Annotated in this window: 14 protein-coding genes; 6 read left to right on the top strand and 8 right to left on the bottom strand. The window is 74.5% G+C overall.

What is annotated here, in order from left to right; all coding sequences use genetic code 11:
- The first annotated feature begins 22 nt into the window (after positions 1-22).
- The gene (locus AMIR_RS23220) at positions 23-250 is read left to right on the top strand and encodes a response regulator (RefSeq protein WP_015803385.1); all 228 of its coding nucleotides are present in this window, start codon (positions 23-25) and stop codon (positions 248-250) included.
- A 253-nt stretch (positions 251-503) separates the two neighbouring features.
- Here the strand turns inward: AMIR_RS23220 and AMIR_RS23215 are convergent, their stop codons facing one another.
- The gene (locus AMIR_RS23215; protein WP_015803384.1) at positions 504-884 is read right to left on the bottom strand and encodes a VOC family protein; all 381 of its coding nucleotides are present in this window, start codon (positions 882-884) and stop codon (positions 504-506) included.
- Positions 885-1,239: 355 nt separating this feature from the next.
- Between AMIR_RS23215 and AMIR_RS23210 the strand changes: the two genes are divergently transcribed.
- Positions 1,240-2,097, top strand: a complete 858-nt coding sequence (locus AMIR_RS23210; RefSeq protein ID WP_015803383.1) for a rhamnogalacturonan acetylesterase — start codon at positions 1,240-1,242, stop codon at positions 2,095-2,097.
- A gap of 51 nt (positions 2,098-2,148) precedes the next feature.
- Positions 2,149-3,153 (top strand): pectinesterase family protein, encoded by a 1,005-nt coding sequence (locus AMIR_RS23205; protein ID WP_015803382.1) that lies wholly within the window; start codon positions 2,149-2,151, stop codon positions 3,151-3,153.
- Between the two features lie 64 nt (positions 3,154-3,217).
- On the opposite strand, the gene AMIR_RS23200 is transcribed toward AMIR_RS23205, so the two are convergent.
- From AMIR_RS23200 to AMIR_RS23170, 7 genes are all read right to left on the bottom strand, one after another.
- Positions 3,218-4,069 (bottom strand): right-handed parallel beta-helix repeat-containing protein, encoded by an 852-nt coding sequence (locus AMIR_RS23200; protein WP_015803381.1) that lies wholly within the window; start codon positions 4,067-4,069, stop codon positions 3,218-3,220.
- Between the two features lie 233 nt (positions 4,070-4,302).
- A complete protein-coding gene (locus tag AMIR_RS23195) occupies positions 4,303-5,295 on the bottom strand; it encodes an alpha/beta hydrolase (RefSeq protein WP_015803380.1) in 993 nt (330 codons plus the stop codon).
- Positions 5,292-6,029, bottom strand: a complete 738-nt coding sequence (locus tag AMIR_RS23190; RefSeq protein ID WP_015803379.1) for a nitrilase-related carbon-nitrogen hydrolase — start codon at positions 6,027-6,029, stop codon at positions 5,292-5,294. The genes AMIR_RS23195 and AMIR_RS23190 overlap by 4 nt, the downstream gene beginning before the upstream one ends.
- A 218-nt stretch (positions 6,030-6,247) precedes the next feature.
- Positions 6,248-6,967 (bottom strand): GNAT family N-acetyltransferase, encoded by a 720-nt coding sequence (locus AMIR_RS23185; RefSeq protein ID WP_015803378.1) that lies wholly within the window; start codon positions 6,965-6,967, stop codon positions 6,248-6,250.
- 277 nt (positions 6,968-7,244) lie between these two features.
- Positions 7,245-8,018 carry an SDR family NAD(P)-dependent oxidoreductase gene (locus AMIR_RS23180; RefSeq protein WP_015803377.1) on the bottom strand — a complete coding sequence of 258 codons (774 nt, stop codon included), beginning with the start codon at positions 8,016-8,018 and terminating at the stop codon, positions 7,245-7,247.
- Between the two features lie 186 nt (positions 8,019-8,204).
- Positions 8,205-9,302, bottom strand: a complete 1,098-nt coding sequence (locus AMIR_RS23175; protein ID WP_015803376.1) for a hypothetical protein — start codon at positions 9,300-9,302, stop codon at positions 8,205-8,207.
- Positions 9,303-9,423: 121 nt separating this feature from the next.
- Entirely contained in the window at positions 9,424-10,158 is a 735-nt protein-coding gene (locus AMIR_RS23170; RefSeq protein ID WP_049796942.1) for a HalD/BesD family halogenase, read from the bottom strand.
- Positions 10,159-10,639: 481 nt separating this feature from the next.
- On the opposite strand from AMIR_RS23170, the gene AMIR_RS41260 reads away from it, so the two are divergent.
- Genes AMIR_RS41260 through AMIR_RS23155 form a run of 3 tightly spaced genes read left to right on the top strand, consistent with a single transcriptional unit; the run spans position 10,640 to position 15,382 of the window.
- Complete coding sequence (locus AMIR_RS41260) at positions 10,640-12,952, top strand: FAD/NAD(P)-binding protein (RefSeq protein ID WP_015803374.1); 2,313 nt, start codon at positions 10,640-10,642, stop codon at positions 12,950-12,952.
- On the top strand, positions 12,942-14,336 hold the full coding sequence (gene pcaB / locus AMIR_RS23160) for a 3-carboxy-cis,cis-muconate cycloisomerase (RefSeq protein WP_015803373.1): 1,395 nt from the start codon (positions 12,942-12,944) through the stop codon (positions 14,334-14,336). The genes AMIR_RS41260 and pcaB overlap by 11 nt, the downstream gene beginning before the upstream one ends.
- Positions 14,333-15,382, top strand: coding sequence for a transketolase C-terminal domain-containing protein (locus AMIR_RS23155; protein ID WP_015803372.1), 1,050 nt, complete (start codon positions 14,333-14,335; stop codon positions 15,380-15,382). Before pcaB ends, AMIR_RS23155 begins: the two co-directional genes overlap by 4 nt.
- Positions 15,383-15,419 lie beyond the last annotated feature (37 nt).

The raw sequence follows: 15,419 nt of genomic DNA, 5'->3' as shown, positions 1-15,419 counted from the left end.
CCGTGCCGACGGGGGCGGCCGGGTGATCCGGGTGGTGCCGGCCGAGGACCAGGGCATGGTGCTGGGCGCATTCGCGGCCCTGCTGGACCTCCAGCCGAACGTCCAGGTCGTGGCCACCACGACCACCGGCGACGCCGCCCTCGCGGCCGTCCGCGAGCACCGGCCGGACGTGCTCGTCACCGACATCGAGATGCCCGGCCGCACCGGGCTGGACGTGGCCGTGGCGCTGCGGGAGCGGGGCTGGTTGTAGGGGGTGTGGTCGCGGCGGGGCTGGACGCGGGGGAGCCGCCGCCCATGTCGCACGGCACGCCCCACGGGTTCTCCGGGCCCTGGGCGCCCCGGCAGCGGGCCGTCCTCGGGGGACGTGGCCGCGCTCGCGCTCGCGGGGACCACGAGCGCGAGCGCGACCAGTGCGGCTGTCAGCGTTCGCATGGGGACCGGGCGTGGCAGCCGGTTGTGGGGAGGAACCTGCTGGCGCGCGGTGCTGATCCCGTGCGCGAGGGCTACAGCGGGTCGAGCCTGCGCTTGAGGAGGCAGAACTCGTTGCCCTCCGGGTCGGCCAGCACGTGCCACGACTCGTCACCGCTCTGCCCGACGTCCGCCGGGCGCGCGCCGAGGGCGAGCAACCGCTCCAGCTCGTCCTCCTGGTCGCGGTCGGTGGCGTTGACGTCGATGTGCAGCCGGGGCTTGCCGGGCTCCGGCTCGGCCCTGCGGCTGAGGAACAGCGTGGGCTGCGCGCCGCCGAACCCCTCGCGCGGCCCGACCTCCACGCTGCCGTCGTCCTCCCGGCCCAGCACGACGAAGTCCAGCACCTCGCACCAGAACCGGGCCAGCAGCTCCGGGTCGCGGCAGCCGAGCACGAGTTCGCTGATGCGGCACGCCATGGGGACCTCCACGAGGGCGACTTGGGGGAACGGCGTCCGGACCGTACCCGCCGCCGCGCCCGCCCGCCTCCCGGCTTCCGCCGCCGATGCCCCGATCGCCCCACCGCGTGCACCCGCCGCGCGTCTCAAAATCCCGCGACGCGGGGAAATGCGGGACAAAACCGGCACCCGCCCTTGCCCGCGCCCCCGCAGTCCTCCCATACTGCGAACACCCCAGATCAGCGCCAGTCGAATCCACTTCGCACCGCGTCGACGCGCCGCCCGTCGACCCCCGCCGCCGCTGCCAGACCGGCGCGCGCTGATCACCCCGCAGCTCCCGTGGGCGCGTCCGCGCGCCCGGAGGGGAAGACCGCGCATGGCACCGAAACCCCCGCTCTGGCACCGGACCACCCCGCGCCGCCGCGCGCCCGCCATCGTCCTCGGCGTCGTCGCGGCCCTGTCGGCGGGCGCGCTGACCGGCCCGGCGGCCTCGGCGGTCGCCCCCGTCACGATCTACGTGGCGGGCGACTCCACCGCCTCCACCTACGTCACCTCCCTGTCCCCCAGGGCGGGCTGGGGGCAGGCGCTGCCGGTGTTCCTGAACTCCGGCGCGGTCGCGGCGAACATCGCGAAGTCCGGCGCCAGCTCCAAGAGCTTCGTCGACCTCGGCAGGCTCGACCACGTCCTGGCCCGGATCAAGCCCGGCGACTACCTGCTGATCTCCTTCGGGCACAACGACTCCAAGGTCGAGGACCCCGCCCGCTACACCGAGCCGTCCACGACGTACAAGTCGTACCTGTCGCAGTACGTCGACAAGAGCCGCGCCAAGGGCGCCAAGCCCGTCCTGATCACCCCGGTGGAGCGCCGCCGCTTCACCAGCGCGGGCGTCGCCGCGCCCTCGCACGGCGCATACCCGGCCGCGATGCGCGAACTCGCCGCCGCCAAAGGGGTTCCGCTAATCGACCTGACCACCTCCAGCACGGCGCTGTGGAACCGCGCGGGCGTGGAGGGCACGAAGAAGCACTTCCTGCACCTGGCCGCGGGCCAGTCCCCGAACTACCCCACCGGGATCGAGGACAACACGCACTTCCAGGGCGCGGGCGCGATCGAGGTCGCCCGGCTCGTCGCGACCGCGTTGAACGGTCAGGGGATCGTGCCGTCCGGGAGCTTCCGGCAGCTCACCGCGACCGTCCCGCCCAGCGCGATCACCTGGCCCACCACGCCGCCCTACTGAGCCCGGAACCGCCGCCGTCGACCACACCGCGACTCGACGAGGAGTTGACGCATGTCACCGCACGGCACCCGCACGACCCGAGGCGCGGCGGCGCTCTCGGCCCCGCTGCTGGCGCTCGCGCTGGCCACCCCGGCGCAGGCCGCCACCACGGTCACCGTCGCCGCCGACGGTTCCGGCGACTACACCACCGTCCAGGCCGCCATCGCCGCGGTCTCCTCCGGCTCCACCATCAAGATCAAGCCCGGCACCTACAGGGGCCAGGTCTCCATCCCCGCAGGCAAGCCGGGGCTGGTCCTGCAGGGCACGTCCGGCAACTCGGCCGACGTCGTGATCACCGGGAGCACCCCGGCGTCCACGGCGGGCACCGAGGGCAGCGCCACCGTCCTCAACAAGGCCAAGGACACCTCGGTCACCGGCCTGACCATGGCCAACACCTACGCCGCGCACGACAGCCAGGCGCTGGCCCTGTACGCGGGCGGCGACCGGCAAGTGTACCGCAACGTGCGGATGCTCGGCTACCAGGACACGTTCCTGTCCTGGGGCGGCACGGGCGGCTCCCAGGTGCGCCAGTACGTCTACAAGAGCTACATCGAGGGCGCCGTCGACTTCATCTACGGCAACGGCGCGCTGGTCGTCGACTCGACCACCATCCAGTCCCTGGACCGGGGCAGCAGCAACAACGGCTACATCACCGCCGCCGCCACCCACTCGTCCAACCCGTACGGCATCCTGATCACCAGGTCCACGTTGAAGGGGCCGTCGGCGGCCAAGACCGTGGCGCTGGGCCGCTGCTGGCACGCGGGTGGCGCGGCCGACGCGATCGGCCAGGTGCTGGTGCGCGACTCCACGCTCGGCGGTCACGTCCGGCAGGCGGGCGCGTGGCAGGACATGGGCGGTTTCTCGTGGAAGACCTGCCGCTTCACCGAGCACAACAACTCCGGTTCCGGCGTCACGACCGGGACGAGCGACCGGCCGCAGATGAGCGCGTCCACCGCCGCGAACCACACCGCGCAGAAGTACCTCGCGGGCAGCGACGGCTGGAACCCCGTGCAGTGACGGCCTGAAAGCCCTCGTGGCGCAGCGGTTCCCCGGCCGAAGCCCACCTCGGCCGGGGAACCGGTCACGGCCGGTGGGTGTTGGTCCCGCTCTCGCGCACCGAGTCGCACGAGCGGCCCGTCGCGCTCCCGGTCGGCGCCGCCGGGACCCGCTCGCCGTGGTAGCCGTCGCCGTACCGGTTGCCGGAGAAGGTGTTCACCGCCCGCGCGCACACGTCGGCCCGCTCGAACGACCAGTAGCTGAAGATCCCGTACCGCCCGGTGCCGCGCCGCTCCCCGTCGTGCGCCGTTCCCGAGCGGAACACGTTGTCCCGCACCACGTGCGCGCCGCTGCCGTCGCTGGCCCGGACCGGGTCCCCGGAGATCGCCTGGAACGTGTTGCCGTCCACGGTGTTCCGGTCGCTGCCCGCGGTCCTGTCGCCCAGGTTGAACGCCAGGTGCACGCCGTGCACGCAACCGGGGCACCGGGTGTTCTCCAGGTTCCGGAAGGAGTTCCCGGTGATCCGCGCGCCGGTCGCGTGGTTGAGGTGCACCCCGGCGTACCCGCCGCCGCCCGCCGCCCAGGCGTTGCCGATCTGCGCGAACGTCAGCCCGCGCACCGTCAGGTCCCGCACCGGCCCGTCCGCCGCCGTGCCGACCGCGCGCACCCCGGCGTCGCCGTACCGCCGCACGGTCATCGGCCCCCGGAACGTCAACGTCCCCGACTCAGGCGCGACCTGCACCCAGTACCCGGCGGCCTTCCGCCCGTCGAACACCACGTCGCCGGCGCCGGGCTGGGGCGCGATCGTGATGCTGCTCCCGGCCGGGGTCCCCCGCCACAGCACCGATTCCGAGTACGTGCCGCCGTGCACGAGCACCGTCGCCTTCGCGGGCTTCTCCGCCGCGATGAGCGCCCGCGCCGCCTCCAGCGTCGGCACCCCGCCCCCCCGGCCTCACCCGGACCACCAGCTCGTCCTGCGCCGCCCCTGCGCTGCCCGAGCCCACCAGCAGCGCCGCCGCCACCACCCCCGCGAGCCGCGCGCTCCACCCGATCCCCATGCCCAGCCTCCCCAGGTCGGTCCGCCCGATCCCAAGCAGACGCCGGGGCGCTGGTCAGCCGAGCGGGTCCCGGCCCACCCCCGCGAGGGGGCGGGCCGGGACCGGGGGGCGATCAGCCCACCGCGACCGGCTCGTCCACCGCGACGCCGGTGTGCCGGGCGATGACCGCGCACTGCTCGTCCAGCGACCGCCGCGACAACCCGGCCTGCGGCGCCGCCGCGTCGAACCCGTGGAACGCGCCCGCGAACTGGTGCAGCTCCACCGACACGCCCGCCGACATCAGCCCGCGCGCGTACTCCACGCCCTCGTCGCGCAGCGGGTCGCGGTCGGCGACCATCACGTACGCGGGCGGCAGACCGGTCAGGTCCGACGCCCGGTTCGGCGCGGCGTAGGACGGGGTGCCGCCCTCCCAGCCGCGCAGGTAGTTCCGCCACATGTGCACGCTGTTCGGCTGGTTCCAGCCGGGCGTGGCGGTGAACGCGCGCATCGACGCGGTCTCCATCCGGTCGTCCGCCACCGGGTACAGCAGCACCTGGAGCACGATCGCCGGTCCGCCCAGGTCGCGCGCGGCCTGCGACACGGCGGCGGCCAGCGCCCCGCCCGCGCTGCTGCCGCCCACCACGACCCGCGCCGGGTCGATCCCCAGCTCGGCCGCGCCCGCGCCTGCGACCCACACCAGCGCGTCGTAGCAGTCGTGGAACCCGGCCGGGTAGGGGTGCTCGGGCGCGAGCCGGTAGTCCACCGACACCACCACGACCCCGGTCCTGGCCGCGATCTCCCGGCACCGGGCGTCCTCGGTCTCCAGGTCGCCCGCCGTGAACGCCCCGCCGTGGAAGAACACCAGCGCGGGCGCGGGTTCCACGCGCCGCAAGGACCGGTACACCCGCACCGGCACGTCCGGGCTGCCCGCTCGGGTCGGGACCGCCCGCTCGGCCACCTCCAGCGCCGCGTCGTGCGGACCGGCCCCGCGCAGCGCCCGCGCCAGCCGGAACCCGCGCCGCAGCGTGGTCCGCACCGACTTCGGGTCCGAGTAGTCCACGACGGGCTGCATCCCGGCGGACTCCAGCAGCTCCCGGTCGATCCCGTGGAGGTCGTGCTCGCTCACCGTGCCCCACCGCTTCCCTCGCCCGAGAACACCCTTCGGTCCGCCAGCGCCGGGAACTCGGCGCGGGCCGCCGCCACCGAGGACGGCGCGAACGCCACCCGCAGCTCACCCGGCTCCGCGCCGGCCTCGGCCAGCACCTCGCCCCACGGGTCCACCAGGACGCTGCGCCCGGCCAGCTCCGTGCCGTGCTGCGTCCCGGCCGCGTTCACCGCCAGCAGGAAGCACTGGTTCTCCAGCGCCCGCGCCCTGGTCAGCAACCGCCAGTGCGCCACCCGCGCGGCGGGCCACGCCGAGGTCACCAGCAGCAGCTCGGCCCCGTCGTCCACCTGCGCCCGGAACAACTCCGGGAAGCGCAGGTCGTAGCACGTGCTCAGCGCGACCCGGCCGAACGGGGCCGCGTGCGCGCCCACCTCGTCGCCGGGCGCGAGCAGCTCGCTCTCCCGCGCGCCGTAGCCGAACAGGTGCACCTTGCGGTAGGTGTGCGCCAGCTCCCCGCCTGGGGTGAGGAGCAGGCTCGTGTTGTGCAGCCGCCCGTCCGGCGCCCGCTCCACGACGCTGCCCGCGTGCAGGTGGACCCCGGCGGCGCGGGCCGCCTCGCCCAGCGCGGCCACGACCGGGCCGTCCAGGGGCTGCGCGGTGCGCGCGTAGTCGTCGAACGCGAAGAACCCCGTGGCCCACAGCTCGGGCAGCAGCACCAGGTCCACGTCGCCCAGCGCGGCGACGCGCTCGCACACCCGCTCGACCCGCTCCCGCGGCGACAGCTCCGCCGGGGTGGCCTCCTGGAGCAGGACCGCGCGCAGCCGCCGCCCGTCCGACCACGCCGGTAACCCCTGACCGGCGGGTTCCCGGCCCGCTGGGCGCGCCGACCGGTCCCCGCCCGGCGCGCTCAGCGGACCCTGACCGGCGGGTTCCCGGCCCGCTGGGCGCGCCGACCGGTCCCCGCCCGGCGCGCTCAGCGGACCCTGCCCGCGAGCAGGTAGGCGTCCAGCGGCCCGAGCTGGCCCCGGAACAGCTTGTCCAGGTCCGCGTCACCGGTCGTCGGCAGCTCGCCGTACAGCTCGTCCAGCCCCTGGTACGCGCCCCGGATCGCCAGCGTCGTCCGGTCCAGGATCGCGCCCTGGCCCAGCCACGTCGCCATGTCCAGCGCGCTGGCCGCCACGTCCTCGGGCACCGGCAGGCTCGGGTGCGGGTGCAGCACGTGGTGCTCCTCCTGGAGCAGCCCGCGCATCAACCGGTAGAACACCGGGCTCTCGCTGCGCGCCGTCAGGTACACCGGCAGGTCGGGGCGGCACGCGGGCAGCACCGCCTCGTGGATGCGCTCCCGCATGACCTTCCGCATGACCCCGCGCGACTGCTGCTCGGGCACCATGCCGGTGGAGTCCAGGTACACCAGTGTGCGCTCGTCGTAGGGCAGCACGTGGAACCCGGTCCAGCCGATCATGCGCCCCTCCGGCGAGGCGATCAGCACGAACTCGGCCAGCCGCTCCAGGTAGCCCTCCTTGGAGCGCTGCGCCCAGTACGGGGTCATGTCGGCGCCGAACGACCGGGTGGTGACGGGGACGAGCGCGTCGTAGATCCGCCACTGGGCGGACAGCGTGAGGACCCGGCCCGGCCGGTCGACCACGAACGCGGTCAGCCCGCCCTCCTGGGGGAAGGTCCGGTAGTGCGACACCGAGTCGCCTAGCACGTCCGCGACCAGCGGGAGGGCCGCTGCGGTGGTGGGGGCTCCGATGCTGATGGCGCTGCCCTGCTTTCATCGTCGGACCCGCTCCCGGAAGCGCTCTCACGAGCGCGGCGCGGGTGGGCCTCGGCCTGGGAAGGGGAGTGCCGGTGGCGAGGCCGCCACCGGCACGGACCGGGACCTTACGCCCCGGAGGTTTCCTTTGCGTAGCCCCGAAAGGGCGTCACCCGCTCAGCCCTGACCGGGCTCCGGGACGCCCAGCGCCCCGTTACTCGGCCCCGCTGCCGCCCGCGCCGAGGACGCCGTCGCCGAACACCGTGCGGTAGCCGGAGGCCGTGCCGCCCGCCAGCTCGCCGCCGTCGACCACGAGCTGCTGCCCGGTCAGGTACTTCGCCTGCGGCGAGGCCAGGAAGAAGAACGCGTCGGCGATCTCCGACGGGTCGGCGTGCCGCCCGGCCGGGATGCGCGCGTTGACCTCGGCGAGCATCTCGTCGGTGTACTCGGCCCGCTGCATCGGCGTCATCACGTAACCGGGGCTGACGCAGCCGGTGCGGATCAGCGGCGCGTACTCCAGCGCCAACGTCCTGGTCAGCGCCAGCACCGCGGCCTTCGAGGCGTTGTAGTCGGCGTAGTACGGGTAGCCGACGGAGGCGTTCGTGGACGCGGTGGCCAGCAGCACCCCGCCGCCCGCCGCGACCATGTGCCTGGCCGCCGCCTGCCACAGGCCCATCACGCCGAGCACGTTCACCTTGAGCAGCCCGGTGACGTCCTCCTCGGTCATGTCCAGGAACAGCCTGCGCAGGCTGATGCCCGCGTTGGCGACCACCACGTCGACCCCGCCGTGCTCGGCCGCGACCGCGTCGACCGCCGCCCGCACCGCGGACCAGTCCGAGACGTCCACCAGCGCCGTGCGCCCCACCTCGTCGGCGGGTGCGGGCGGCTTCAGGTCCAGGTTGACCACCCGGTCCCCGGCCTCGGCGAAGCGCCGGGCGGTGGCGAGCCCGATGCCGGACGACGCCCCGGAGATGACGACAGTGCGCATGGTGCGGATTCCTCACGGTTGTGCGGGTGCGGCGGGCGAGGCGGGGACCCGGCGCGACGGGCCGCGCACGCGGGGGTGGTCCCCACGTGCGCGGCCCGGTCGTCGTCGTGCCCGCTCACATCGCCCTGCGAGCAGTCTCGCGGGTCCTCGGCGCGCGGGACCGCCTCGGCGACCGCGCGCCTTCGGTCAGGCGGGCTGCGCGGTCTTCGGGGCGGCCTTCGGCGCGACCGCCGCGTCGACGGGAGCAGCCGCCCACTTGGTCTTGCTGGTCAGCGCCGCGAACACGTGGCCCAGGTACTGCACGGTGAACCACAGAGGCAGGAACGCCGCGAACGACGGGGCCGACCCGGTCTGCACCCACGCGATGGTCGCCCAGGTGACCACGCCGACCGCCGCGTTGAGCGCCACCGTCGTCGACAGGTCGGTCTGCCGCTGGCCCCAGTCCTCGGAGCGGGGCTTGAGCACCGCGCCCAGCAGCAGCCCGGTCAGCAGCGAGCCGAGCAGGCCGACGCCCGCGACCTTGAGCATGTCCAGCGGCGTGGTCGCGTTCCCGCCCAGCACCGCGTAGTACAGGGCCCCGAGCCCGATGCCGACCACCAGGCCGGGCAGGTGCGCGGCGGGGGAGCGCCAGTGCGCGGGCTTGGGCATGGTCACGTCGGCCGCGCCGCGCGGGGCCCGGTACACCGGCGGGAAGATCAGGCCGGTCACGTCCACGTACGGCTGGTACGACTTCGCCGACAGCGCCAGCAGTCGCTTGTCGTACAGGATGCTGCCGATCACGTTGTAGACGTTCAGCACGACGCCCAGCACCAGCAGGTCCGCGGTCATGGTCGGCAGGAGCAGGAACATGCCGAAGAACGCGGTGTGCACCGGGAAGCGGATCCAGCGCCTGCTGCCGACCTTCCACGGGATCAGCTTCGGCCCAGGGGAGTTCGTCACCTGCGACACCAGCGTGGTCGAGCCGAACGCGAGCCCGCAGTCGTACTCGAACAGGTGCAGCTGCCAGTACCACAGCCAGGACACCACGGTCACCGCGTACAGCCCGTACATCAGCGCGCCGCTGGTCTCCCACACGACCGCGTCCGGGGTGTGCTGCCACAGCGAGGCCGCGATCAGGATGTAGACCACGTTCGACAGCGACTCCACCGAGCGCCAGGCCAGCGACTCCATGCGGGTCCTGGCCTTCACGACCCGCTTGACGCGCAGGGTGGCCAGCACGGAGTGCTGCACGCCGAATCCGGCCACCAGTAAGGCGTCGACGACCAGCGCTGTGGTCAGGTCCATGTCCACTACTCCTCAATCGGTCGTTCCCCGCCCGGATCCCGGCGCCGGGCGCGCCGGGGTGGGGCGGGTGGGGGCAGGACGCTTGCGCGAGGACTCGGACCCGCGGGGCCCGACCGGGCGGTCAGACCTTGAACAGCTCTTCCATCGTCTCGTGCGAGATGTTCTTGTCGTCGTCGCGGTTCGCCGCGTACGACATGTTCACGATCGTGCGCTTGCCGCCCAGCAGGGGGTGGACCTGGTGCAGGGTCGTGTCGGTGCGCAGCAGGTAGAGGTCCCAGGGCTTGAGCTCGTGCGAGCGGATCACGCCGTCGACGAGCTTCTGGAAGACCTTGGGGTCCTCCTTGTCCCACGAGGTGCCGGAGACGGTCTGCACGAAGCCGCCCAGCTCCAGCGGCGGCACCTCCACCACGAAGATCACCGCGAAGCTGTAGTCGTCCCAGTGCCAGCCGTGGGTGTCGCCCCTGCTCTCCAGGGAGGTGATGATGTACTGCTCCGGGAGGTAGGGGCAGATCTTCACCGGCTCGCCCGCGACCTTGGACAGCGCCTCGCGCAGCGCGGGGGAGCGGTAGACCGCGTCCACCCACCCGTCGTGCTCCCTGATCTCCGCGGCGTTCACGTTGCGCATCTTGCGGTGGCTGTTGCCGGTCTCCTTGAGCTGGAGGTCGCGCCGGACGCCACCGGTGCGGACCAGCTCCTGGATCTCGTCGGACAGCACCTGCTTGACCGAGTCGGGGAGCACGTACGGGATCAGGCCGAAGCCCAGCTCCTCGAAGCTCTTGCGCGACATCGCGTAGCTCTCGTCCGGCAGCGAACCCAGGTGCGCGGCGATGTGCTCGTCGACGGTCGCGGTGGTCAATTCCGACACAATTCCCCCATGGCTGGTGGCTTAGGTGAGGGTCACCCGTTCCAGGCGCGCGATCCGAGCCGATCGCGTGTCGCGTTCGCGCATCGTTGCGGGAGCGGAGCAGGTGATTTTTCCCGAGGTTTTGCGGGGTGCCTTGCGGTCCCGTTCGAGAAATGGGGAGAGTCGAATTACCGGAAGTTTACGCACTGTGACAGTCGGCGGCAATGCGGCAAGCCGTACGCCCCTGAGCTGCTGAGACGCTTCGGTACCGCGTATACCGCCGGTGACCTGGTGCGATCACTCCGGTATGTGGTGGGATCTCCTGGCGGCCACAATCTACGTCAGCCGCGCGCATCGTCGCAATACCTTTCGCGGTGACGGGTGCACGTGGCAATCTCGGGTTGGGGCGAACAGGTCGACCTGCTGCCCCCTGTTTCGGTGGACAAGGCCGTTCACCCGTTCGGCCGATTATTGAAGATAATTTCTCCCATAAATGAACCTTGGGTTCGCCGGGCACGCCGCCGCCCGCGTGGGCGCCCCCGCGGCCGGACCGGCTCGGGGCGCGGACGCGGCCGTTCGGGTGTGGTCCGCCGAGAGCCGCGACACGGAGGCCAACCACATGACCGGGACCGAGTCCGCGCCGCCCAGCACCACCGCCCCACCCCGCGCGAGCAGCGCGAACGCCCTGGAGATCGCCGTCGTCGGCGTCGGCCCGCGCGGCCTGTCCGTGCTGGAGCGCCTGTGCGCCAACGCGGGCGCCGACTTCGCCCACCTGCGCGTCCGGGTCCGCCTGGTCGACCCGCACCTGGGCAGGGGCGGCCGGGTGTGGCGCACCGACCAGTCGCCGCACCTGCTGATGAACACCATCGCCTCGCAGGTGACCCTGTTCGCGGACGAGACCGTCGACTGCGCGGGGCCGGTCGTGCCCGGACCGGATCTGCACGAATGGGCGGGATTCGCCGCCCTCGCGGGCGAGTTCGACGACCTGCCGGAGGCGGTCCGCGCCGAGGCCCGCGCGCTCGGGCCCGACGACTACCCCACCAGGGCCTTCTACGGGCACTACCTGGACTGGGTGCTGCGGCACCTGCTGCGCACCGCGCCGCCCAACGTCGCCATCGAGTTGCACCAGCGGGTCGCCGTCGACCTGGACGAGGACCCGGACGGCGTCCAGCACCTGACCCTCGCGGGCGGCGAGCGGATCACCGGCCTGGACGCGGTCGTGCTCACCACCGGCCACGCCGACCTGCGCCCGACCGGCGAGGAGCGCGCGCACGCCGAGTTCGCCCGCGCCCACGGCCTGCGCTACCTGCCGCCGGACAACCCGGCCGAGACCGACCACGGGGCCGTCGAACCCGGCGAGAAGGTGCTGGTCCGGGGGCTGGGCCTGAACTTCTTCGACCACATGGCGCTGCTCACCGCAGGGCGTGGCGGCCGGTTCGAGCGCCGAGCCGACGGCACCCTCGCCTACCACGCGTCCGGCCGCGAGCCGCTCCTGGTCGCGGGGGCCCGCAGGGGCGTGCCGCACCACGCGCGCGGCGAGAACCAGAAGGGCCCGCGCGGCAGGCACGTGCCGCTGTTCCTCACCGAGGAGCGTATCGCCGCGCTGGCCGGGGCCGGTCGCCCGCTGCGGTTCCTGGACGACGTGTGGCCGTGGATCGACGGCGAGGTCAGGGCGGTCTACTACGCGGCGCTGCTGGCCGAGCGCGACGGACCCGGCGCGGTGGCCGGGTTCCTCGCCGAGTACCGGCCGCTCGTGGAAACCGTGGGAGCGCTCTCGCACCTGGCCGCGGAGTCCCTGGACCTGGTGACCGCACGACCCGGAGCGGGGACGAACCCCTCAGGCGCGACCGCGAACCCGCTGGGTGCCGCAGCGAATCCGCTCGGCCCGCCCGCGAACCCGCTCGGCCCGCCCGCGTATCCGCTGGGCCCGCCCGCGATCCCGGTGACCCTGGCCGAGGCCGAGGGCGAGCTGCTCGACGCCTGGTCCGTGCCGCGCGCCGACCGCTGGGACTGGGCCGCGCTCGCCGCCCCGCACCGGGGTCGCGACTTCGCCCACCCCGAGCAGTTCCGCGACTGGCTGCTCGGCCACCTGCGCGCCGACGTGCGCGAGGCCCGCCTCGGCAACGTGCGCGGCCCCCTCAAAGCGGCCCTGGACGTGCTGCGCGACCTGCGCAACGAGGTCCGCCTGGTGGTCGACCACGGCAGCCTCAGCGGCGACTCGCACGAGGCCGAGCTCCAGCGCTGGTACACCCCGCTCAACGCCTACCTGTCCATCGGCCCGCCGGTCGGCCGCATCGAGGAGATGATCGCCCTGCTGGAGGCCGGGGTGCTGGAGGTGGTCGGCCCCGGCGTCACCGTCGAGCGCGACGAGCGGCGCGGCGAGTGGGTCATGGGCAGCCCGGCCGTCCCCGGCTCCCGGCACCGCGCCGGCGTGCTGCTGGAGGCGAGGCTCCCGGAGAGCGACGTGCGCCGCACCCTCGACCCGCTCGTGGAGTCCTTGCTGCGCAAGGGCTGCGGTGTCCCGTACCGCATCCCGGTCGACGGCGGCGGGCACCTGGAGACCGGCGGGCTGGCCGTCACCCGCCGCCCCTACCGGCTCGTCGAGCGCTCCGGCGCGGTCCACCCGAGGCGGTTCGCCTTCGGCATCCCCACCGAGTCCGTGCACTGGGCGACCGCGGCGGGTGTGCGCCCCGGCGTGAACTCCGTCATCCTCGGCGACGCCGACGCGGTGGCCAGGGCGAGCGTCCTGGCCGCCGACGCCCGCGCCGCCGACGCGGTCGGGAGGAAGGGGAACCGTGTTCGCTGACACCGGACTGCTCTCGCCGGGCTGGGCCCGCACCGGGGTGGACGGCCTGCTCGACGACCGGGCCTGGCTGCGCGCCATGATCACCACCGAGGTGGCGCTCGCGCGGGCGCAGGCGCGGCTGGGCGTCGTGCCGGAGGCCGCCGCCGAGACCATCGCGGCGGCGGCCGACCCCGACGCGTTCGACTGGCCCGGCCTCGTGGAGGGCGTGCACGCCACCGGGAACCCGGTGGTCGCGTTCGTCTCCCAGCTCACCGCGATCGTCCGCGCGGCCGACACCGCCGCGCCCGCGACCGGCCCGTCCGCCGCCGACCACGTCCACCGGGGCAGCACCAGCCAGGACGTCCTGGACACCGCCACGATGCTGCTGTGCCGGGACGCGCTGCGCAGGCTCCGCACCGACCTGCTCGCCACCGCCGCCGCGCTCGCCGCGCTGGCCGGGCGGCACCGCGACACCCCCATGGCGGGCCGCACCCTCACCCAGCACGCCGTCCCGATCACCTTCGGCCTCAAGGCCGCCGGGTGGCTGGCCCAGGTGCTCGACGCCGTCGAGCGGGTCGAGGCGGTGCTGGACGGCGGGCTGCCGGTCTCCCTCGGCGGCGCGGCGGGCACCCTGGCGGCCTACGGCGAGTTCGCCGACGGCGACCCGCTCGACCTCGTCGAACCGTTCGCCGCCGAGCTGGGCCTCGCCCCGCAGGCCCTGCCCTGGCACTCCGCCCGGACCCCGATCGCCGACGTGGCCTCGGTGCTGGCGTTCGCCTCCGGGGCGCTGGGCAGGCTCGCGGCCGACGTGGCGGTGCTCTCCCGCACCGAGATCGGCGAGGTCGCCGAACCGGCGGAACCGGGGAGGGGCGCGTCCTCGGCCATGCCGCAGAAGCGCAACCCGGTGCACGCCACCGCGATCCTCACCGCCGCCAGGCAGGTCCCGGCGCTCGTCTCGGTGCTGCACCAGTGCCTGGTGGTCGAGGACGAGCGGTCGGCGGGCGGCTGGCACGCCGAGTGGCAACCGCTGCGGGAGGCGCTGCGGCTGGTGCTGGGCGCGGCCCGCAACGCCGCCGCGCTCACGGCGGGCCTGCGCGCGTTCCCGGACCGGATGCGGGAGAACCTCGCGCTCACCGGCGGCGCGGTCGTGTCCGAGCGGCTCGGCGCCCGGCTCACCCCGGTGCTGGGCAAGGTGGAGACCAAGCGGCTGCTCACCGAGGCCACCGCCGCCACCTCGGGCCGCCCGGACGAGCTGCCGGACTGGTTGCACACCAGGCTGGCGGGCGCGGGACCCGACCTGGAGGCGCTGCGCGCGCTGTGCGACCCGCGTGGCTACACCGGCGCGTCCGGCGCGCTGGTCGACCGCGCGGTCGAGCGCTGGCGCGCGGTCGGGGAGCGCGGGTGAGCGCCCCGACCAGGCAGGACGAGGCGGTCGCGGGGCTGCGCGAGGTGCTGGCGGGGAACCGGCGCGTGGTGGTGGTCGGCGACGCGCCCGAGCTGGCCGCCGAGTTCGGCCGGGAGCGGGTGCTGGCCTCCGGCGACGCGGGCTCGGTGGCCGCGCTGGTCGCGGGCGGCCTGCACCCGGTGGTGGCGGTCGCGCCGGAGGAGCTGCCCGCGTACCAGGGCTTGCTGGTCGGCACCGGGAACCCCGTCGTGCTGCGCACCGCCGGGACCTGGGCCGCGCACCTGCCGGGCGTGCGGCTCGTCGCGCCCGCGAACCCCGCCGACTCGCGGCTGCTGCTGGCCGAGGCGGTGCGCGCGGGGGAGCCGGTGGTGCTGGTCGAACCCGAACACCGGGCCGCTCCCGCCGAACCGCGTGGTTTCCCGTTCTCGGCGCCCACCGGGCCACGAGGCTTCGTGATCCCGGCCCCCGCGGCGCCGGGCGGGTTCGGGGTCCCGGCGTCCGCGGTGCCGGTGTCCGCGGTGCCGGTGTCCGCGGTGCCGGAGTGCGCCGCGCCGGAGTGCGCCGTGCCGGAGCTGCGCGCCGGTCCACCGCCGCGCAGGGCCGCGGAGCCGCCCGAGCCCCGTCGCCCTCAACTGTCCACAGTGGACAAAATGGTCCCGCCGCTGGGACGGGCCGCCGTGCTCAGGTCGGGCGTCGACGTCACCGTGCTCGCGGTGGGGGCCTCGGTCGACCCCGCCCTGCGCGCCGCCGACGCGCTCGCCGCCCGCAGGGTCGACGCCGAGGTGGTCGACGTCCGCTCGCTGTTCCCCCTTGACCTGGGGACCCTGGCCGCGTCCGCCCGCCGCACCGGCCGGGTCGTGGTGGTCACCGAGCCCTGGGCCGCCCGCAGCGCGGCCGAGCTCGCCGCCGCCGTCACCGAGCTGGCGTTCGACGACCTGCTCGCCCCGGTGACCCGCCTGCGCTCGGGGGCCGGGCGCCCCGGCGGCCCGGACGCGGCCGACGTCGAGCGCGCCGCCGCCCTGCTCGCCGAGCGGGGCTGCCGCTGAACCGGGGTGGTCCGGGACGGCGCGCCGACCCGGACCA

It is taken from the genome of Actinosynnema mirum DSM 43827, assembly GCF_000023245.1.
GTDB lineage: Bacteria > Actinomycetota > Actinomycetes > Mycobacteriales > Pseudonocardiaceae > Actinosynnema > Actinosynnema mirum.
This window is presented reverse-complemented; position numbering and strand designations above follow the sequence as displayed.